The sequence below is a fragment of the Ectopseudomonas oleovorans genome (genome assembly GCF_003052605.1).
Classification (GTDB): domain Bacteria; phylum Pseudomonadota; class Gammaproteobacteria; order Pseudomonadales; family Pseudomonadaceae; genus Aquipseudomonas; species Aquipseudomonas oleovorans_A.
Genome location: NZ_QASO01000125.1, coordinates 44,284 through 62,417, shown reverse-complemented (window position 1 = coordinate 62,417; position 18,134 = coordinate 44,284). Strand labels below are relative to the sequence as shown.

Genomic DNA, 18,134 nt, shown 5'->3' with positions numbered 1-18,134 from the left:
GGGGCGAAAACGATTGTGGCCGTTCAGAAAGATTTGCGGTTTGGCCACGATTCGCCGCGAGGCGCGGCTCCTACAGGGAGGGCGCATATCGGTGTAGGAGCCCCGCTCCGGGGCGAAAACGATTGTGGCCGTTCAGAAAGATTTGCGGCCTGGCCACGAATCGCTGCGCGGCGCCAACAAGGCTATTGATCCTTGTAGATCTTGAGCGCCTGCAGGCGCTCGCGGTTGAGCGCTTCGCCCAGCTCCGCCCCTTTGAATCCCTTCTCCACGAGCGGTTTGACCGGCACCTGCCGCGCTGCTTCGGCAGCACCGAGCAGGTAAGCAGCTTGTGGATAGTCGCGCTGCTCCAGACCCAGGCGACCACGCGCGTCCATCTCGCAGGCGGCGACGAATTCGACGAAACGTTGCGGGCGACGGAACACGTCGAAGCGTTGCAGCAGTTCCAGCAGCGTCGAGGGCCGCAACTCCAGCGCGCGGTGACCATGGGTATGAAACTCACCGACCAGCATGGCCAGCTCGGCGCAGTCGCGCGGTGCTTTGCAGCGCGCGTTGATCGCCTGGATCAGGCGCAGGCCCTTTTGCTCGTGAGCGATATGCCGCGGCCACTGATCCTCGGGCGTCAGGCCTTTACCGACGTCATGCAGCAAGCTGGCCCAGCGCACGTTCAGCGGCTGGTCGTGCTCCGCACACTGGCGCAGCACGCTGAGCACATGCTCGCCGGTATCGATTTCCGGATGGTGTGCCTGCGGTTGCGGCACACCGAACAGATCGTCCACTTCCGGCAGCAGGGCGGCCAGCGCGCCACAGTCGCGCAGCACCTGGACGAACACGTCCGGGCGCGGCTCCATCAGGGCGCGGGAGATTTCCTTCCAGCTGCGTTCGGCGGTGAGGTGGGCCAGTTCGCCTGACTCTGCCAACTCACGCATCAGCATCAGGGTTTCTGTCGCGACGCTGAAGCCGAGCGGTGCATAGCGCGCGGCGAAGCGGGCCACACGCAGGACACGCAGCGGATCTTCGGCGAATGCCGGGGAAACGTGGCGTAGGATGCGGGCTGCAAGATCTTGCTGGCCGTTATAAGGATCGATCAGGTTACCCTGGTCGTCCTCGGCCATGGCATTGACGGTCAGATCGCGGCGGATCAGGTCTTGTTCCAGGGTGACGTCGGGGCTGGCGTGGAAGGTGAAGCCGCCATAGCCGCGCCCGCTCTTGCGCTCGGTACGGGCCAGTGCGTACTCCTCGCCCGTTTGCGGGTGCAGGAACACCGGAAAGTCGGCGCCCACCGGGCGATAGCCGAGTTCGAGCATCTGCTCGGCGCTGGCGCCGACCACGACCCAGTCCACTTCACTTACGGGACGGCCAAGCAGGCGATCGCGCACAGCGCCGCCGACTTTGTAGATCTGCATGTATGTTCCTCCACTGAGCGCAGAGGATACCGAAGAACGTGCCGGGTGCGCAGGCGCTCAAATCGGCGGGATGATCAGGTCCAGCCTCGGGTAGTCGCTTTCGCCCTCCGAGCTGCCGCGCGGTGGCACATGCTGAGTGGTGATCAACTGATCGCCCTGGCACACCTCCAGATGGATGTCGAAGCCCCACAGCCGGTGCAGGTGCTTGAGCACCTCACCGGTGGAGTCGCCCAGTGGTTTGCGGTCGTGTTGCTGATGGCGCAGGGTCAGCGAGCGGTCGCCACGGCGGTCGATGTTCCAGATCTGTACATTGGGCTCGCGGTTGCCCAGGTTGTATTGCGCGGCGAGCAATTCGCGGATGGTGCGATAGCCGGGTTCGTCATGGATGGCCGGCACCAGCAGTTCGTCCTTCTGGTCGTCGTCGAGAATGCTGAACAGTTTGAAGTCGCGAATCACCTTGGGCGAGAGGAACTGCAGGATGAAGCTCTCGTCCTTGAAGCTGGTCATGGCGAACTTGAGCGTGGTCAGCCAGTCGCTGCCGGCGATGTCGGGGAACCAGCGCTTGTCTTCCTCGGTGGGGTTCTCGCACATGCGGCGAATGTCGCGGTACATGGCAAAACCCAGAGCATAGGGATTGATGCCGCTGTAGTAGGGGCTGTCGAACGGTGGCTGGTAGACCACGCTGGTGTGCGACTGCAGGAACTCCATCATGAAGCCGTCGGTAACCAGGCCTTCGTCATACAGGTCGTTCATCAGGGTGTAGTGCCAGAAGGTGGCCCAGCCTTCGTTCATCACCTGGGTCTGGCGTTGCGGGTAGAAGTACTGGGCGATCTTGCGCACGATGCGAATCACCTCGCGCTGCCAGGGTTCCAGCAGGGGCGCGTGTTTTTCCAGAAAATAGAGGATGTTCTCCTGTGGTTCGGCGGGGAAACGCTTGCTGTCCTTCTCGCCGCCCTTGTCCGCACTTTTGGGAATGGTGCGCCACAGGTCGTTGATCTGCTTCTGCAGGTGTTCTTCGCGCTCCTTCTGCCGGCGCCGCTCTTCCTCGGCGGAGATGGGGTAGGGGCGCTTGTAGCGGTCGACGCCGTAGTTCATCAGCGCGTGGCAGGAGTCGAGCAGCTCTTCCACCGCGTCGATGCCGTAACGCTCCTCGCACTGCATGATGTACTGCTTGGCGAACACCAGGTAGTCGATGATCGAGCTGGCGTCGGTCCAGGTGCGGAACAGGTAGTTGCCCTTGAAGAAGCTGTTGTGGCCGTAGCAGGCGTGGGCGATCACCAGCGCCTGCATGCAGATGGTGTTCTCCTCCATCAGGTAGGCGATGCACGGATCGGAGTTGATCACGATCTCGTAGGCCAGGCCCATCTGCCCGCGCTTGTAGCCTTTTTCGGTGGCGAGGAAGTGCTTGCCGTACGACCAGTGGTGGTAGCCCAGCGGCATGCCCACCGAGGCGTAGGCATCCATCATCTGCTCGGCAGTGATCACCTCGATCTGGTTGGGGTAGGTGTCCAGCGCATAGCGCTCGGCGATGCGGGCGATTTCCTTGTCGTACTGGCGGATCAGGTCGAAGGTCCATTCCGAACCGGTGGAGATCGGCTCGCGCTTTCTGCTGCTGGCATTCATGGCTTGGCCCTCAACTCACCAGACGACGCTGGAACAGTTCGCGGAACACCGGGTAGATGTCCGCGGCGGACACCAGTTGCTGCTGGGCGAAGCTCTCGGCGAAGGCTTCGGCAACTTGTTCGTACTCGAACCACAACGCCTGGTGTTCGCGTGGGGTGATCTCGACGTAGGTGAAGTACTGCACGAACGGCATGATCTGGTTGATCAATATATCCCTGCATACCGGTGAATCGTCATTCCAGTTGTCGCCGTCCGACGCTTGGGCGGCATAGATGTTCCACTCGTTGACCGGGTAGCGCTCGGCCATGACTTCCTGCATCAGCTTCAGGGCGCTGGAAACGATGGTGCCGCCGGTTTCCCGGGAATAGAAGAACTCCTCCTCGTCCACTTCCTTGGCACTGGTGTGGTGGCGGATGAAGACCACGTCGATCTTGTCGTAATTGCGCTTGAGGAACAGGTACAGGAGGATGAAGAAGCGTTTGGCTACGTCCTTGGTGGCCTGGGTCATGGATCCGGAGACGTCCATCAGGCAGAACATCACCGCCTTGGAGCTGGGGTTGGGCTGCTTGGTCAGTAGGTTGTACTTGAGGTCGAAGGTGTCGAGAAACGGCACACGATGGATGCGTGCACTGAGGCGTTCGATTTCCTCCTGAATGGCCTGGATATCGCCGAAGTTGTCCGGCTCTTCCCGGCGTAGTCGTTCCAGTTCGGCCTTGGCATCGCGCAATTTGGCGCGGCTGGAACCAGACAGGGCGATGCGCCGTGCGTGGGCCGAACGCAGGGTGCGCACGATGTTGATGCGCGAGGGGTTGCCATCGTTGCTGATACCGGCGCGCACGGTCTTGAAGGTTTCCGCACCGGTCAGGTGGCGCTTGACCAGATTGGGCAACTCCAGGTCCTCGAACATGAAATCGAGGAATTCCTCCTGGGTGATCTGGAAGACGAACTCGTCCATGCCTTCGCCGGAGTTGCTCGCCTTGCCACTGCCGCGTCCACCGCCACCACCCTGCGGCCTGGGGATGCGCTCGCCTGCGGTGAATTCCTTGTTGCCGGGATGGACGATGGTCTGCTTGCCGCCACGGCCATGGTGCAGCACCGGCTCATCGATATCGCGACCGGGAATGCTGATTTGCTCGCCGTGCTCCATGTCGGTGATGGAGCGCCGGCTGACGGCTTCCTCCACCGCCTTCTTGATGTGTTCACGGTAACGCCGCAGGAAGCGCTGGCGGTTAACCGTGCTCTTGTTTTTGCCGTTGAGGCGTCGGTCGATCACGTAGCTCATGACGTCTCCCTAGCCTGCCCATAGCCACAGGCAGGCAGCGAATGACCCGGCACGCGCCGCGCGCCGGATTAGGCTTACTGAGACTTGCGAACCCGCAGGTACCACTCCGATAGCAGACGTACCTGCTTCTCGGTGTAGCCGCGCTCGACCATGCGTTTGACGAAGTCGTTGTGCTTCTGCTGATCCTCCTTGCTGCCCTTGGCGTTGAAGCTGATGACCGGGAGCAGATCCTCGGTGTTGGAGAACATCTTCTTCTCGATGACCACGCGCAGCTTCTCGTAGCTGAGCCAGGTGGGGTTCTTGCCGTTGTTGTTGGCGCGGGCGCGCAGCACGAAGTTGACGATCTCGTTGCGGAAATCCTTCGGGTTGCTGATGCCGGCCGGCTTCTCGATCTTCTCCAACTCCTCGTTGAGCGCCACGCGGTTGAGAATCTCGCCGGTCTCCGGGTCGCGGTATTCCTGATCCTGAATCCAGAAGTCGGCGTACAGCACGTAGCGGTCGAAGATGTTCTGCCCGTATTCGCTGTAGGACTCCAGGTAGGCGGTCTGGATTTCCTTGCCGATGAACTCGATATAGCGCGGCGCCAGGTATTCCTTGATGTAGCGCAGGTAGCGCTCACGTACTTCGGCCGGGAATTGCTCCTGCTCGATCTGCTGCTCCAGCACGTACAGCAGGTGCACCGGGTTGGCGGCGATCTCGTGCGGGTCGAAGTTGAATACCTTGGACAGGATCTTGAAGGCGAAGCGGGTCGAAAGGCCGTTCATGCCCTCATCGACACCGGCGCTGTCGCGGTATTCCTGGATCGACTTGGCTTTCGGGTCGGTGTCCTTGAGGTTTTCGCCGTCGTAGACGCGCATCTTCGAGTAGATGTTGGAGTTGTCTGGCTCTTTCAGGCGCGACAGGACGGAGAACTGCGCGAGCATCTTCAGCGTGTCTGGCGCGCAATGCGCCTTGGCCAGCGAGCTATTGATCAGCAGCTTGTCGTAGATGCGGATTTCATCGGTCACGCGCAGACAGTACGGTACCTTGACGATGTAGATACGGTCGATGAAGGCCTCGTTGTTCTTGTTGTTACGGAAGCTATGCCACTCGGACTCGTTGGAGTGGGCCAGCAGGATGCCGCTGTAGGGAATCGCGCCGAGGCCTTCGGTGCTGTTGTAGTTGCCTTCCTGGGTGGCGGTCAGCAGCGGGTGTAGTACCTTGATCGGCGCCTTGAACATCTCGACGAATTCCATCAGGCCCTGGTTGGCCCGGCACAGCGCGCCCGAATAGCTATAAGCGTCGGCGTCGTTCTGCGGGTATTCCTCGAGCTTGCGGATATCCACCTTGCCGACCAAGGCGGAGATGTCCTGGTTGTTCTCATCGCCCGGCTCGGTCTTGGCCACGGCGATCTGGTTGAGGATTGAGGGGTACAGCTTGACCACGCGGAACTGGCTGATGTCGCCGCCGAACTCCTGCAGGCGCTTGGTGGCCCACGGCGACATGATCGAGCTGAGGTAACGGCGCGGGATGCCGTAGTCCTCTTCGAGAATGGCGCCGTCTTCGGTGGCGTTGAACAGCCCCAGCGGCGACTCGAACACCGGCGAGCCCTTGATGGCGTAGAAGGGCACCTTCTCCATCAGTTGCTTGAGCTTTTCCGCCAGCGAGGATTTACCGCCACCCACCGGACCCAGCAGATAGAGAATCTGCTTCTTCTCTTCCAGGCCCTGCGCGGCATGCCTGAAGTAGGAGACGATCTGGTCGATGCACTCTTCCATGCCGTGGAAGTCGGCGAAGGCCGGATAGCGGCGGATCACCTTGTTGGAGAAGATGCGTGACAGCCGTGAATCGCTGGAGGTGTCCAGCAGTTCGGGCTCACCGATGGCCATCAGTAGACGCTCGGCCGCAGTGGCGTAGGCGCTGCGGTCCTGCTTGCACAGTTCGAGGTACTCCTGCAGCGAGTACTCCTCCTGGCGGGTCGCCTCGAAACGTTGTTGGAAGTGACTGAAAATGCTCATGACTTCACCTCGCTCGATGCTGAAAGCTGGCTCAGGATCGGTCGTGCGTGCAGGTGCTGGGTAACCCCGGCTCGGATACAAGTCGGGAAGAATCCCCCAAAACCCAAAAGTCGTTACCGATGGCCCGATGCCGGTTTGCCGGCTCTACCTTGAGTGGGATGGCCTGATTAACAGAATAGTTCGTTCTGCAGAGCGTCAAGGGCGGGACAGCGATAACGGGATGTTACCGTGCGTCGGGGAAGGGCGGCAGGCCAGAGCGGGCGTGGCCTGCCGGCTGAAGAAATTTATTCTTCGCTGCTTTGCGCGGTTTCGCTCGGGTAAGTGGCGTGCCACAACTCGAAACCACCGTCGAGGCTGTACACCTCGGAGAAACCCTGGGCGACCAGGTAGGCTGCGGCGCCCTGGCTGGAGTTGCCGTGGTAGCAGGAGACGATCAGTGGCGCGTCGAGGTCGGCGTGGCTGATGAAGTCATGCAGTGAGTGGTTGTCCAGGTGGCGCGAGCCGCTGATATGACCATTGGCAAAGCTGTGTGGGTCGCGGATGTCGACCACCACGGCGCCCTGGGCGCGCAGCTCCTGCGCCTGTTGCGGGGAGATACGCTTGAATTCGCTCATGTTGGTGCCTCGCGTGATTCTTGGGGGCGCCTTGGGCGCTTATTCCTTGGGACAGGTGCAGCGGTGCAGTGCTCCGCTGTCGACGTCGAGCAGGGTCATCGCACCACCCCAGACGCAGCCGGTGTCCAGTGCGTAGAGGCCTGGTTCGCTGCAATTGCCTTCCAGCGCCGCCCAGTGGCCGAAGATGATCTTCTCGCCGCGCATCTTGCGCTGCGGGTGGCTGAACCAGGGGGCGAAGCCGGGCGGCGCGTTGTCGGCGCCTTCCTTGCTCTTGAGGTCCAGCGTGCCATCTGCCTTGCAGAAGCGCATGCGGGTGAAATAGTTGGTGATGACGCGCAGGCGGGTTACGCCATGCAGGTCCTTGTGCCACTTGGCTGGTTCGTTGCCGTACATGCCATCGAGAAACAGCGGCAGACGGGCATCGTCACGCAGCGCCTCTTCGACCTCGGCGGCACGACGCAGCGCCTTGCTCAGCGTCCATTGCGGCGGGATGCCGGCATGTACCAGGGTCACCTTGCGCTCGGCGTCGTGGTGCACCAGCTTCTGCATGCGCAGCCAATCGAGCAGATCGTTGCGGTCCGGCGCATCGAGAATCTCGCGCAGGGTATCGCCCTTCTTCAGACGCTCGATGTTGTGGGCCACGGCCAGCAGATGCAGATCATGGTTGCCCAGCACACAGGTCACGGCGTGGCGAATGGAGTAGAGAAAACGCAGAGTCTCCAGCGACTGCGGGCCGCGATTGACCAGGTCGCCGACCAGCCAAAGCTGGTCTTGCGCGGGATCGAAGGACACTTGCTCGAGCAGGCACTTGAGCGGTTTGAGGCAACCCTGCAGGTCGCCGACGGCATACACCGCCATCAGTGAAGGGCTCCCGGTACAGCCAGGCGGAAGGGCGCGATAGTCGCGTCGAAGCGTTTGCCGTCCTCGGCGAGCATCTGGTAGCTGCCCTGCATGGTGCCGACCTGGGTGGTCATGACCGTTCCGCTGCTGTAGGTGTGGCTGGCGCCGGGCTCGATATGCGGTTGCTGGCCGATCACGCCGGCGCCGCGCACTTCCTGCACGCGGCCGTCGCCGTCGGTGATGATCCAGTGGCGCGACAACAGCTGAGCGGGCAGCTCGCCGTTATTGACGATGGTCACGGTGTAGGAGAACGCGTAGCGGCTCTGCTCCGGCTGCGACTGCGCGGCCAAGTAGCGGGTGGTGACGCTGACGTCGATCTGATAACGAGGGTCGGACATGCGATGAATCCGTTGAGCGTGAATGCAGTTTAGTCCGCCGCAACCGAGGGCTGCAGGGCCAACTGGTCGGCCAGACGAACGAAGGCGGCCAGATCCAGCTGTTCGGGGCGCAGGCTGCCATCGACCCCTGCCGCTTCGATGGCATCGGCGGGCAGCAATTGCTTGAGCGTGTTGCGCAGGGTCTTGCGGCGCTGGTTGAAGGCCTCACGCACAACGCGTTCGAGCAGGCGATGGTCTTTGGCGGGGTGCGGCAGGGTTTCATGCGGCACCAGACGGACGATGGCCGAGTCGACCTTGGGTGGTGGGTTGAAGGCCCCGGGGCCGACGTTGAACAGGTGTTCCACGCGGCAGTGGTATTGCACCATGATCGACAGCCGCCCCCAATCGCCGCCGCCCGGGCCGGCGGCCATGCGCTCGACCACTTCTTTTTGCAGCATGAAGTGCATGTCGCGAATCAGCGGTGCGTTGTCCAGCAGGTGGAAAATCAGCGGCGTGGAGATGTTGTAGGGCAGGTTGCCGACAACGCGCAGGCTGCGTGGTGGCGCGTCGAGGCGGGCGAAGTCGAATTTCAGTGCGTCGCCCTGATTCAGGCGAAAACGCGGATTGTCGCCGAACTTGTTTTGCAGGATGGGGATCAGGTCGAGGTCGAGTTCGATCACGTCGAGTTGTGCGCCGCTGCCGAGCAAACCCTCGGTAATGGCGCCCTGGCCTGGGCCGATCTCCAGCAGGCGTTCATCTTCCTTGGCGCGAATGGCGCGCAGGATACGGTCGATCACCCCGGCATCATGCAGGAAGTTCTGGCCGAAGCGCTTGCGCGCGCGGTGTTGGTATTCGGGCATGTACGGCTCCGCGCAACGCCTCGAGTCGTGTTGCTCGAGGCTGGATGCAAAAAAGAAAGTCGCACAGTCTACCAGCGAATGGCGCCGCGGGCGCGGGCCGCGGTCTCAGGGGTTCATTCCTGGCGGCTGGCGGCCATCTGGTAGGCGGTTTCCAGTGCCACCTGCAGGCTGCCGATGTCCACCTTGCCGGTACCGGCCAGATCCAGGGCAGTACCATGATCCACCGAGGTGCGGATGATCGGTAGGCCCAGCGTGACATTGAGCGCCGCACCGAAGCCCTTGAACTTGAGCACGGGCAGGCCCTGGTCGTGGTACATGGCCAGTACGGCATCGGCATGGTCGAGATACTTGGGGGTGAACAGGGTGTCGGCCGGCAGCGGGCCGATCAGGTTCATGCCTTCGCTGCGCAGACGCTCCAGCGTCGGTTCGATGATCTCGATTTCCTCACGGCCCAGATGCCCGCCTTCGCCGGCGTGGGGGTTGAGACCGCAGACCAGGATTCGCGGCTGGGCGATACCGAACTTGCCTTGCAGGTCTGCGTGGAGGATGCGCGTGACGCGTTCCAGGCGCTCGGCGGTGATGGCGGCGGCGACATCCTTAAGCGGCAAGTGCGTGGTGACCAGGGCGACGCGTAGACCATGGGTCGCCAGCATCATCACCACCTGCTGGGTGTGGGTCAGTTCGGCGAGAAACTCGGTGTGGCCAGAGAAGGCGATACCCGCTTCGTTGATCACGCCCTTGTGTACGGGCGCCGTGATCATCCCGGCAAATGTCCCGTCCAGGCAGCCTTGGCCAGCGCGGGTGAGGGTCTGCAGCACATAGGCAGCATTGGCGGGCGTCAGTTTGCCGGGGACGGCAGGTGTCGCCAGGGGCGTATCCCAGACGTAGAGGCCGCCAGCCGCTGCGGGGCTGTTTGGCCATTGCTGCGGGCCGACGGTCAGCAATTCGATATTCAGCCCCAGTTGCTTCGCGCGTTCTGCCAGTAGCTCGCGGCTGGCGATGGCGACCAGAGGCACTGGCTGCGCCTGCCGGGCTAGCAGCAGGCAGAGATCGGGACCGATACCGGCGGGCTCGCCAGGTGTGAGGGCAAAGCAGTGCTGCGCAGTCATGGTCGCTCTCTGTGCGGGCTGGGGCGTCAGTTTACGCTGCCGGGCCAATAACGAAAAAGCCCGGCACTTGGCCGTAATGCTGTTCACTTAAGAAACGGTCGAGCTCGATCAGTCCCCTCGCCCCTCCGGGGGAGAGGGTTAGGGAGAGGGGGAAACTGGCAGTTTTGCGGTGTTTTCTGCCCTCTCCCCCAGCCCCTCTCCCATAAATGGGAGAGGGGAGCCAAACGTGTGCAACCTTAAGTGAACAGCATTACGGCACTTGGCCGGGCTTTTGGAGCGATACCGCTGTTACAGCTTGGTCTCGACGTAGGCTTCGTCGCGGATCTGGCGCAGCCAGGCCTGCAGCTCTTCGTCGTACTTGCGGTTACGCAGCAGGTTTGCGGCCTGTTGCTCGCGGAACTGCGCGCTGCTGTCAGTGGCGCGGCGGCCCATGACCTGCAGCACGTGCCAGCCGTAAGGACTCTTGAACGGCTTGGACAGCTCGCCGCTGGCAGTGTTGTTCATCACTTCACGGAACTCGGGCACCAGCGCCTCGGGGTCGATCCAGTTCAGGTCGCCGCCATTGAGTGCAGAACCCGGATCTTCCGAGAAGTTCTTCGCCAGTTCGGCGAAGTCCTCGCCATCGACGATGCGCTGGTACAGGCGCTCGGCCAGGCGACGGGTTTCTTCTTCGCTGCGAATCTCGCTGGGCTTGATCAGAATGTGGCGAACATGCACTTCGTCACGCACCTGAGTATCGCCACCACGTTTCTCGATCAGTTTGAGGATGATGAAACCACCCGGCGTGCGCACCGGCTCGGTGACTTCGCCCGGGTTCAGCTGGCTGATCATGTTGTCGAACGGTGGCGGCAGCTGACCGGCTTTACGCCAGCCCATCTCGCCGCCTTCCAGCGCGTTTTCACTGGCCGAACGGGAAATCGCCAGTTGGGCGAAGTCTGCGCCTTGCTGCAGCTGCTGATACACCTCCTGCGCCTGCCGCTCGGCGGCCTGGATTTCACTGGAGGACGCGCCCTCGGGAACTGGAATCAGGATGTTGGCCAGACGGAACTCTTCCGACAGCTGCATCTTGCCCAGGTCGGAGGCGAGGAAGTTCTGCACTTCCTGGTCGGTGACCTGGATGCGTTCGGCCACGCGGCGCTGACGCACACGGCTGATGATCATCTCGCGACGCACCTGATCACGGGCATCGGCATAGGACAGGCCATCACGAGCCAGCGCTTCGCGGAACTGCTCCAGGCTCATGCCGTTGCGCTGGGCGATGGTGCTCATGGCCTGGTTCAGCTCTTCGTCGGTGATACGAATGCCGGAGCGCTCGCCGATCTGCAGCTGGATGTTCTCGATGATCAGGCGTTCGAGCACCTGCTGGCTGAGTACATTCTCCGGAGGCAGGGCGCCACCGCGCTTGTCGATGGTCTGTTGCACTTCACGCAGGCGAGCGTCGAGCTGGCTCTGCATGACCACGTCGTTGTCGACGATGGCCACGACGCGATCCAGTGGGCGAACCTGGGCCTGAGCCGTTGCCGCCAGCAGTGCTGCGCCCAATAGCAGGGGGCGCAGGCGATCAGAAAGCTTGGTCTTCACGTTCACGGTAACCTTGAATGCCTTGGTCGAGGAAAGTTTCCACCTTGTTGCCCACAACGCCACCGAGGCCCTTGAGGACGATCTGCAGGAAGATGCCGCGATCCGGCTCGTCGTTGCGCGATGGGTTGAGGCTGACTTCGTCGTAATCGATCCAGTAACGGTTGATCAGGCGCAGCTTCCAGCAGCAGCTGTCGTACTCGAAGCCGCCGAAGGCTTCGAGGGTACGGTTGCGGCCATAGTCGTACTGCCAGCGCGAGATCAGGCTCCACTGTGGCGCAAGTGGCCAGATGACGGAGAAGTCATGCTGGTCGATCTTGTAGTAGTCCTTGATGTAGTAAGGGTCGCCCGGCCTGCCGTAGTCGCCGCCGAAGACCCATTGGCTGCTCTCGCGGTCGTAGCGCATGGTGTCGTTGCGGTAGCGATAGCCCAGGTTGACGACCTTGTTCGGGTTGTCTTCCGGCTGGTAGTGGAACATTGCGCTACCCGAGCGGGTACTGCGTTGATCCGGATCCCAGTTGAAGGTCGACGAGAAGCGCCAGTCGCGGTTGAAGCGATACAGGTACTCCAGCGCGTAGGGCGATACGTCGGAGGTGGCATCTTCGCGAGTGCGGTAGTCAATACCCGGCATCTGTACCTTGCGGTCTTCGAAGTAGAAGGCCTGGCCGATGCTAAAGCGCTGACGCTCAAAACCATTCGACTCGATCCAGCGGCTGGTCACGCCTAGCGACAGCTTGTTCTCATCGCCGATGCGATCCTTGCCACTGAAGCGGTTTTCACGCCATAGCGAGGCATAGCTGAAGCTTGACTCGCCGCTGTCGAAAACAGGGATATCAGTCTGGTCTTCTTCTGGGACGTAAAGGTAGAACGCGCGCGGTTCCAGGGTCTGACGGAAATCCTTGCCGAATAGCTGGGTGTTGCGGTCGAAGTAAAGACCGCTGTCGACGCTGAACAGGCCTACACCACGATTCTGGGAGGATTTGTATTGCTGTTCGGGCAGCAATCCGTTAGGGCCATTACCTTTACCAATACTATCTAGGCTCAGGTCGTATTGAGTCTGCATGTATTTGATCTGAGGCTTGAGGAAACCCCAGGTCCAGTTCAGCGGCAGGCTGACAGCTGGCTCGACATGCAGGCGCTGACCCTCCGCCCGGGCAAGGCCTCTGAGGCGAGCGTCATACCAAGGGCCTTCATCTACGCCATCTTCGTTTACGTAGTTGCCCGAGCGCAGGTTGCGATCAAACCGCACGTACTCGGTACCGTAGGTGAAGTCCAGACCACCCGGATTGAACGGCAGCTTGCCGTCAAGGGTGATCTGCGGCAGACGGTCATACGGCGTCACATCGGTGATGTTGGCCAGTTCGTAGGCATGCAGGTTCAGCCGCGCGCGGTAACTGTCACCACGATAGGTCAGGGTGCCGCGCTGGTTGACATAGGTCTGCTTGTCGATACCCAGGTCGGTATCGAGATCCTGGAAGTAGTAGGGATCGCTGATGTCGGTGTAGTCGACTTCGGCGAGCAGGCGCGAGTTCAGGCCCTGCTTGTGCTGCCAGCTGTACATCCAGCGCTGATCTTCGTACTCGGACTGCAGTTTGCGCTCGTCTTCGTCGTCATTCAGCCATGCGCCGCCGACCTGGCCTTCGCTGCTCTCGGTCAGGTAGCGGAACTCACCTTCCATCAGCAGGCCACGATTGGCCATGTAGGTCGGGTACAGCGTGGCGTCGTAGTTCGGCGCCAGGTTGAAGTAATACGGCGTTTGCAGCGAAAAACCGGTGTCGCTGGAGGTGCCGATGCTCGGCGGCAGGAAGCCGGACTGGCGACGGTCGTCGATCGGGAAGTAGATGTACGGGGTGTAGAACACCGGAATGTCCTTGACCCGCAGCGTCACGTTGGTCGCGGTGCCGAAGCCGGTCGCCGGATTCAGGGTGACGTTGTTGCCCTTCAGGTGCCAGGCATTGTCGCCCGGTTCGCAACGGGTATAGGTGCCATCCTTGAGGCGGATGATCGCGGTCTCTTCGCGCTTGGCGTAGAGCGCGCTACCGCGCACGTGGGCCTGGTGCATCACGTATTCGGCATTGTCGATACGCGCTTCGCCGTTATCCAGTTGCAGTTCGGCGCGGTCGCCGACCACCAGCATGCCCTTGTCGCGCAGGCGTACGTTACCGACCAGCTCGCCACGGTTTTCCGTCTGGTGCAGGCTGGCTTCGTCGGCCTCGACCTGCATGCCGGATTGGCGCAGGACGACGTCACCGGCGAGGGTGGCGATCTGTTTTTCCTGCTCGAAGCGCGAGGCTTTGGCGGAAACGAACATCGGCGACTCGTCCAGCGGCGTGGTGTCATCCATGCCGGGGCGCAGCGGTTCGACATAGGTGCCTGCGCAATAAGGGCCGGCTTCGGCCAGTTGCGCGGCAGTCAACTTATCGCGCGGGACCCAGTCCAAGTGACTGTAATCGGGGCTGCGCGAGGCGAGGGCGCGGCCCTTGCTTTCGGTGACCAGCACCGGGGCAGCCTCCTGCTTGGCTACCGCCTCGTTGCTGGCTCCACCGGTGCTGACAGCATCACGGCTGTGCACCGGGCGCGGGGGCAGGGCGCTGGCCACTGATTTCGGCGCGCAGGCCCAGCCGCCCGTGGGCGACGCCTGGCAATCGTATTGCTCGGCGGCAAAGGACTGTAGGCTGAACGCGGGCTGTAAGGCCAGGAGGCTGCCGGTGACCAGCAGCGGGAATTTCTTGCGGAACGCGGGGTATTTTACTGCCATCTTGTTAGTCCGGGCTTCCTGCGCGCTATCGGCCCAGGGCCCGCACGCCTCTCGATGGGCTGAAAAAGATGCTGGATAATAAAGCATGACCCGCGCAACGGCTAGCGCCGTCGGAGACCCCTTGATGTCTGAACACGATGTACGTCTGCAACAGCTGCAAACCTGGCTCGCCGAGCAACTGCCCCCCCTCTTCGCAGCACGCGAATGGGGAGTGGTGCCTGAGGCCGAGCTCACTCCCGCCAGCAGCGACGCCAGCTTTCGCCGCTATTTTCGTTGGCAGGCCGGTGAGCGCAGCCTGATCCTGATGGATGCGCCGCCACCTCAGGAAAACTGCGAGCCCTTCGTGCGTATCGCGGCATTGCTGTCCAGCGCCGGTGTGCATGTGCCGCAGGTGTTGGCTGCCGATCTCGAGCAGGGCTTCCTGATTCTCGATGACCTGGGCCGCCAGACCTATCTGGACGTGATAAACGAACACAATGCCGACGAGTTGTTCGACGATGCCATCGAGGCCTTGCTGCAGCAGCAGCGTTTGCCCCTCGACAGGCACCTGCCGCATTACGACGAGGCGTTGCTGCGCCGTGAGTTGCAGTTGTTTCCCGAGTGGTACGTGCAGCGTCACCTGGGGCGCAGCTTTACCGCCGAGCAGGACGCCGCCTGGCAGCGTATCAGTCGCCTGTTGATCGACAGCGCCCTGGCGCAGCCCAAGGTGGTCGTGCACCGCGACTTCATGCCGCGCAACCTGATGCAGAGCTCGCCCAACCCCGGCGTGCTGGATTTCCAGGATGCCGTCAACGGCCCGGTCACCTACGACATCACCTGCCTGTTCAAGGATGCCTTTCTCAGCTGGCCCGAGGCGCGCGTGCACGCCTGGCTGCAGGATTATTGGCAGCGTGCCAGGGCGGCGGGCATTCTGGTGCAGGCCTCGTTCGACGACTTTCTGCGCGCCAGCGATCTGATGGGTGTGCAGCGCCACCTCAAGGTCATCGGCATCTTCGCGCGCATCTGCCACCGCGATGGCAAGCCCAAGTATCTCGGCGATGTGCCGCGTTTCTTCTCTTATATAGAAGCTGTGCTGGCGCGTCGGCCGGAGCTCGTCGAGCTGGGTGAGCTGTTTGCCAGCCTGGCGAAAGATGAAGGGGCACGTGTATGAAGGCGATGATCCTCGCGGCGGGCAAGGGCGAGCGCATGCGTCCTTTGACGCTGCATACGCCAAAACCGCTGGTGCAGGTGGCGGGCGTGCCGTTGATCGAGTACCACATCCGCGCCCTGGCTGCTGCAGGCTTCACCGAGCTGGTGATCAACCACGCCTGGCTAGGCAAGCAGATCGAGGACTACCTCGGCGATGGCTGGCGCTTCGGCGTGCGTATCGTCTATTCCCCCGAAGGTGAGCCGCTGGAAACGGGGGGCGGCATCTTCAAGGCGCTGCCGCTGTTGGGTGCCGAGCCATTTCTGGTGGTCAATGGCGATGTCTTCACCGACTACCCCTTCACCGCGTTGCGTGAGCCGCTCGCCGGTCTGGCACATCTGGTGCTGGTGGATAACCCGGCGCATCACCCGCAGGGCGATTTCGTTCTGGCGGCCGGCCAGGTGCAGGACAGCGGCACGATGGGTGAGCGGCTGACCTATAGCGGTCTTGCCGTGCTGCATCCGCGCCTGTTCGCGGCCTGTGCTCCAGGCGCCTTCAAGCTGGCGCCGCTGCTGCGTGAGGCGATGACGGCCGGGCAGGTCAGCGGCGAGCACTATGGCGGCTGCTGGGTCGATGTCGGTACGCACGAGCGCCTGGCCGAAGTCGAGCGCTTGCTACAGGAGGCACGCTAGGTGTTGTGGCCGGCCACCATGCTCGGGGCAGCGGCCGGGCTCGCCCTGGCCAGCATCCCAGGTGCTCTGCTGGGCGGTCTGCTCGGGCAGGTGCTGGATCGTCGTTTGCGCCTGCATGGCTGGGACAATCTGCGTGAGCGTCTGGGCGGTCGTGCGGCGCCGTCGGATGACGACCTGCTGTTTCTGATGCTGGGGCGTCTGGCCAAGAGTGACGGTCGGGTGGTGCAGAGCCATATCCAGCAGGCTCGCTCGGAAATGCAAAGGCTGGGGTTGGACGCTGCGGCTCAGCGACGTGCCATCGAGGCCTTCGCCCGGGGCAAGACCGGGCGTGACAACCTGCGTACGCCGCTGCAGCGTCAGCGTGAGCGCGCCGATGCCATGCTGCGGGCCTGCTGGCGCATGGCCTGGGTCGATGGACGGGTATCGGCCAGTGAGCATGAGCTGATTCTGCTCTGGGGCAAGTGGCTTGGCTGGGACAGCACCCGGCTCGATAGCCTGGGCGAGGAATACGCACCGCGTCGCAGTCAGCAGCCGGCACCGGCTGGCGGCAGTTACCAGGAGGCGCTGCGCCTGTTGGGCGTCAATGAAGGCAGCGAGCCTGAGCAGATCAAGCGCGCCTACCGGCGCCTGCTCAGCCGCCATCACCCGGACAAACTGGCCGGCTCCGGCGCCTCGCCTGAGCGCATTCGTGAAGCCACCGACACCACGCGCCAACTGCATCAGGCCTATGCGCTGATTCGCCAGCGCCGAGGCATTCGCTAGCAGGTAGTTTTCAACGGACTGCTAGCTGCCTGCGGTGCGAATATGCTGCGTCAACCAGCCACGTAGACGGCGGTAAAGCTGCTCTTGCTGAACATCCAGGTTACCCGGCAGAGCTTTCATCGCTACCTGGATGTAGTTGGGCAGCTTGGCTCGCTTGCTCGCCTGCAGGCGTTTCAACGCAGCCATGCGGTCGGTGGCTTGGTCCTTGTAGAAGAAGTCGCCGGTGGCCACGGCCAGCTGCGCGACCATCTCATCCAGTGGCGGCGCGAAACCGGCAGGTAGTTCGGCTGCCACCATCAGCAGATTCTGCACGTTGTCCGGCTGGCGCTCGCTCAGGTAGCGCGCAGCCCAGTAAGCGCCACTGCCATGACCGAGGAGGACGATAGCCCTGGCCTGCTGCTGGTTGGCGAAGGCGATGGCGGCATCGATGCGCGCCATCACCCGTCCGGCATGCGCCAGACGCCGTTGCTCCGGGCTGATCGCGCCGCTGCCCGCTGGTTGTGCAGCCTCGTCTACGGTCGCGTCGGACGCGCTCTCGACGGCAGGAGCGCTCTCGGTAGTGGTGGTATCGCTTTGCGGTGCCGCTGTTGCAGTGGCGGCAGTGCGCAGTGGCAGCGGGTCACCGTCCGGGTCCGGCAGCGTCAGGCTCAAGCTGTGCCAACCGGCGTCGGGCAGCTTGCGTCGCAGCGGGCCGATTGCGGCGGCGCCGTCGGCGTTTTCCACATCAGCGGGCAGCAGAATCACCGCCCCACTGGGCTCGCCGACGTTGGCTGGCAGCCACAGGGCAAGAAAACTTTCGGCGCCGGCCTGCAGCATCTGCTGCTCACGTTTGTCCAGACGTTGCTCCAGTGTCTGCGCGTCGCTGATGCTGCGTTCGGGCAACAGCGGGCGTTCGCTCGCCGCGGGGGCGTCGGCGCTATCAGCCGGCGCATCCTCGGCCGGCTCCTCGGCCCAGGCCGCGGGACAGGAGAGCAGGCAGAAACCGAGCAGTGCTAGTGAATGAAGGCGCATCGATGAGGCTCCTGATCGTCTGCTACAGAGCCTAATGCCGGGCTCCGCTTTTGTCAGGCGATTGGCGCAAGACTGGAGTAAGGTAGGGGATCGCGTCACCGG

General features: G+C 62.6%; 15 protein-coding genes. 3 read left to right on the top strand and 12 right to left on the bottom strand.

The features are described 5' to 3' along the window. Positions 1 to 182: 182 nt before the first annotated feature. The 11 genes from DBO86_RS22475 to DBO86_RS22425 all read right to left on the bottom strand — a co-directional run bounded on the left by DBO86_RS22475 (position 183) and on the right by DBO86_RS22425 (position 14,441). Positions 183 to 1,403, bottom strand: a complete 1,221-nt coding sequence (locus DBO86_RS22475) for a multifunctional CCA addition/repair protein (protein WP_108234895.1) — start codon at positions 1,401 to 1,403, stop codon at positions 183 to 185. A gap of 57 nt (positions 1,404 to 1,460) precedes the next feature. Next, entirely contained in the window at positions 1,461 to 3,026 is a 1,566-nt protein-coding gene (locus DBO86_RS22470; protein WP_108234894.1) for a SpoVR family protein, read from the bottom strand. 10 nt (positions 3,027 to 3,036) lie between these two features. Continuing rightward, the gene (locus DBO86_RS22465; protein ID WP_108234893.1) at positions 3,037 to 4,308 is read right to left on the bottom strand and encodes a YeaH/YhbH family protein; all 1,272 of its coding nucleotides are present in this window, start codon (positions 4,306 to 4,308) and stop codon (positions 3,037 to 3,039) included. 74 nt (positions 4,309 to 4,382) lie between these two features. Continuing rightward, the gene (locus tag DBO86_RS22460) at positions 4,383 to 6,305 is read right to left on the bottom strand and encodes a PrkA family serine protein kinase (protein ID WP_021488765.1); all 1,923 of its coding nucleotides are present in this window, start codon (positions 6,303 to 6,305) and stop codon (positions 4,383 to 4,385) included. 284 nt (positions 6,306 to 6,589) lie between these two features. Further along, positions 6,590 to 6,919, bottom strand: coding sequence for a thiosulfate sulfurtransferase GlpE (gene glpE, locus DBO86_RS22455; RefSeq protein WP_003463537.1), 330 nt, complete (start codon positions 6,917 to 6,919; stop codon positions 6,590 to 6,592). A gap of 39 nt (positions 6,920 to 6,958) precedes the next feature. Beyond that, the gene (locus DBO86_RS22450) at positions 6,959 to 7,777 is read right to left on the bottom strand and encodes a symmetrical bis(5'-nucleosyl)-tetraphosphatase (RefSeq protein WP_003463533.1); all 819 of its coding nucleotides are present in this window, start codon (positions 7,775 to 7,777) and stop codon (positions 6,959 to 6,961) included. Continuing rightward, complete coding sequence (apaG, locus tag DBO86_RS22445; RefSeq protein ID WP_084340932.1) at positions 7,777 to 8,157, bottom strand: Co2+/Mg2+ efflux protein ApaG; 381 nt, start codon at positions 8,155 to 8,157, stop codon at positions 7,777 to 7,779. The genes DBO86_RS22450 and apaG overlap by 1 nt, the downstream gene beginning before the upstream one ends. 29 nt (positions 8,158 to 8,186) lie before the next feature. Continuing rightward, positions 8,187 to 8,996, bottom strand: a complete 810-nt coding sequence (gene rsmA, locus DBO86_RS22440; RefSeq protein WP_003463530.1) for a 16S rRNA (adenine(1518)-N(6)/adenine(1519)-N(6))-dimethyltransferase RsmA — start codon at positions 8,994 to 8,996, stop codon at positions 8,187 to 8,189. 113 nt (positions 8,997 to 9,109) lie between these two features. After that, positions 9,110 to 10,105 carry a 4-hydroxythreonine-4-phosphate dehydrogenase PdxA gene (pdxA, locus tag DBO86_RS22435; RefSeq protein WP_108234892.1) on the bottom strand — a complete coding sequence of 332 codons (996 nt, stop codon included), beginning with the start codon at positions 10,103 to 10,105 and terminating at the stop codon, positions 9,110 to 9,112. Between the two features lie 288 nt (positions 10,106 to 10,393). Then, the gene (locus DBO86_RS22430) at positions 10,394 to 11,686 is read right to left on the bottom strand and encodes a peptidylprolyl isomerase (RefSeq protein WP_108234897.1); all 1,293 of its coding nucleotides are present in this window, start codon (positions 11,684 to 11,686) and stop codon (positions 10,394 to 10,396) included. After that, the gene (locus tag DBO86_RS22425; protein WP_108234891.1) at positions 11,667 to 14,441 is read right to left on the bottom strand and encodes an LPS-assembly protein LptD; all 2,775 of its coding nucleotides are present in this window, start codon (positions 14,439 to 14,441) and stop codon (positions 11,667 to 11,669) included. The genes DBO86_RS22430 and DBO86_RS22425 overlap by 20 nt, the downstream gene beginning before the upstream one ends. Before the next feature lie 124 nt (positions 14,442 to 14,565). Here DBO86_RS22425 and DBO86_RS22420 point away from each other — a divergent pair, with 124 nt between their 5' ends. From DBO86_RS22420 to DBO86_RS22410, 3 genes are read left to right on the top strand one after another with little or no spacing between them, the layout of a single operon-like run. Continuing rightward, complete coding sequence (locus DBO86_RS22420) at positions 14,566 to 15,591, top strand: aminoglycoside phosphotransferase family protein (protein ID WP_108234890.1); 1,026 nt, start codon at positions 14,566 to 14,568, stop codon at positions 15,589 to 15,591. After that, positions 15,588 to 16,259 carry an N-acetylmuramate alpha-1-phosphate uridylyltransferase MurU gene (murU, locus tag DBO86_RS22415; RefSeq protein WP_108234889.1) on the top strand — a complete coding sequence of 224 codons (672 nt, stop codon included), beginning with the start codon at positions 15,588 to 15,590 and terminating at the stop codon, positions 16,257 to 16,259. The genes DBO86_RS22420 and murU overlap by 4 nt, the downstream gene beginning before the upstream one ends. Then, positions 16,260 to 17,021, top strand: a complete 762-nt coding sequence (locus DBO86_RS22410) for a DnaJ domain-containing protein (RefSeq protein WP_108234888.1) — start codon at positions 16,260 to 16,262, stop codon at positions 17,019 to 17,021. It abuts the gene before it with no gap. A 21-nt stretch (positions 17,022 to 17,042) separates the two neighbouring features. On the opposite strand, the gene DBO86_RS22405 is transcribed toward DBO86_RS22410, so the two are convergent. Continuing rightward, complete coding sequence (locus tag DBO86_RS22405) at positions 17,043 to 18,032, bottom strand: alpha/beta hydrolase family protein (protein WP_108234887.1); 990 nt, start codon at positions 18,030 to 18,032, stop codon at positions 17,043 to 17,045. Positions 18,033 to 18,134 lie beyond the last annotated feature (102 nt).

What these genes read in the sequence shown, in the direction of transcription:
- DBO86_RS22475 (WP_108234895.1), bottom strand. Translation starts at nt 1,403, where the DNA reads ATGCAGATCTACAAAGTCGGCGGCGCTGTGCGCGATCGCCTGCTTGGC.
- DBO86_RS22470 (WP_108234894.1), bottom strand. Translation starts at nt 3,026, where the DNA reads ATGAATGCCAGCAGCAGAAAGCGCGAGCCGATCTCCACCGGTTCGGAA.
- DBO86_RS22465 (WP_108234893.1), bottom strand. Translation starts at nt 4,308, where the DNA reads ATGAGCTACGTGATCGACCGACGCCTCAACGGCAAAAACAAGAGCACG.
- DBO86_RS22460 (WP_021488765.1), bottom strand. Translation starts at nt 6,305, where the DNA reads ATGAGCATTTTCAGTCACTTCCAACAACGTTTCGAGGCGACCCGCCAG.
- glpE (WP_003463537.1), bottom strand. Translation starts at nt 6,919, where the DNA reads ATGAGCGAATTCAAGCGTATCTCCCCGCAACAGGCGCAGGAGCTGCGC.
- DBO86_RS22450 (WP_003463533.1), bottom strand. Translation starts at nt 7,777, where the DNA reads ATGGCGGTGTATGCCGTCGGCGACCTGCAGGGTTGCCTCAAACCGCTC.
- apaG (WP_084340932.1), bottom strand. Translation starts at nt 8,157, where the DNA reads ATGTCCGACCCTCGTTATCAGATCGACGTCAGCGTCACCACCCGCTAC.
- rsmA (WP_003463530.1), bottom strand. Translation starts at nt 8,996, where the DNA reads ATGCCCGAATACCAACACCGCGCGCGCAAGCGCTTCGGCCAGAACTTC.
- pdxA (WP_108234892.1), bottom strand. Translation starts at nt 10,105, where the DNA reads ATGACTGCGCAGCACTGCTTTGCCCTCACACCTGGCGAGCCCGCCGGT.
- DBO86_RS22425 (WP_108234891.1), bottom strand. Translation starts at nt 14,441, where the DNA reads ATGGCAGTAAAATACCCCGCGTTCCGCAAGAAATTCCCGCTGCTGGTC.
- DBO86_RS22420 (WP_108234890.1), top strand. Translation starts at nt 14,566, where the DNA reads ATGTCTGAACACGATGTACGTCTGCAACAGCTGCAAACCTGGCTCGCC.
- murU (WP_108234889.1), top strand. Translation starts at nt 15,588, where the DNA reads ATGAAGGCGATGATCCTCGCGGCGGGCAAGGGCGAGCGCATGCGTCCT.
- DBO86_RS22405 (WP_108234887.1), bottom strand. Translation starts at nt 18,032, where the DNA reads ATGCGCCTTCATTCACTAGCACTGCTCGGTTTCTGCCTGCTCTCCTGT.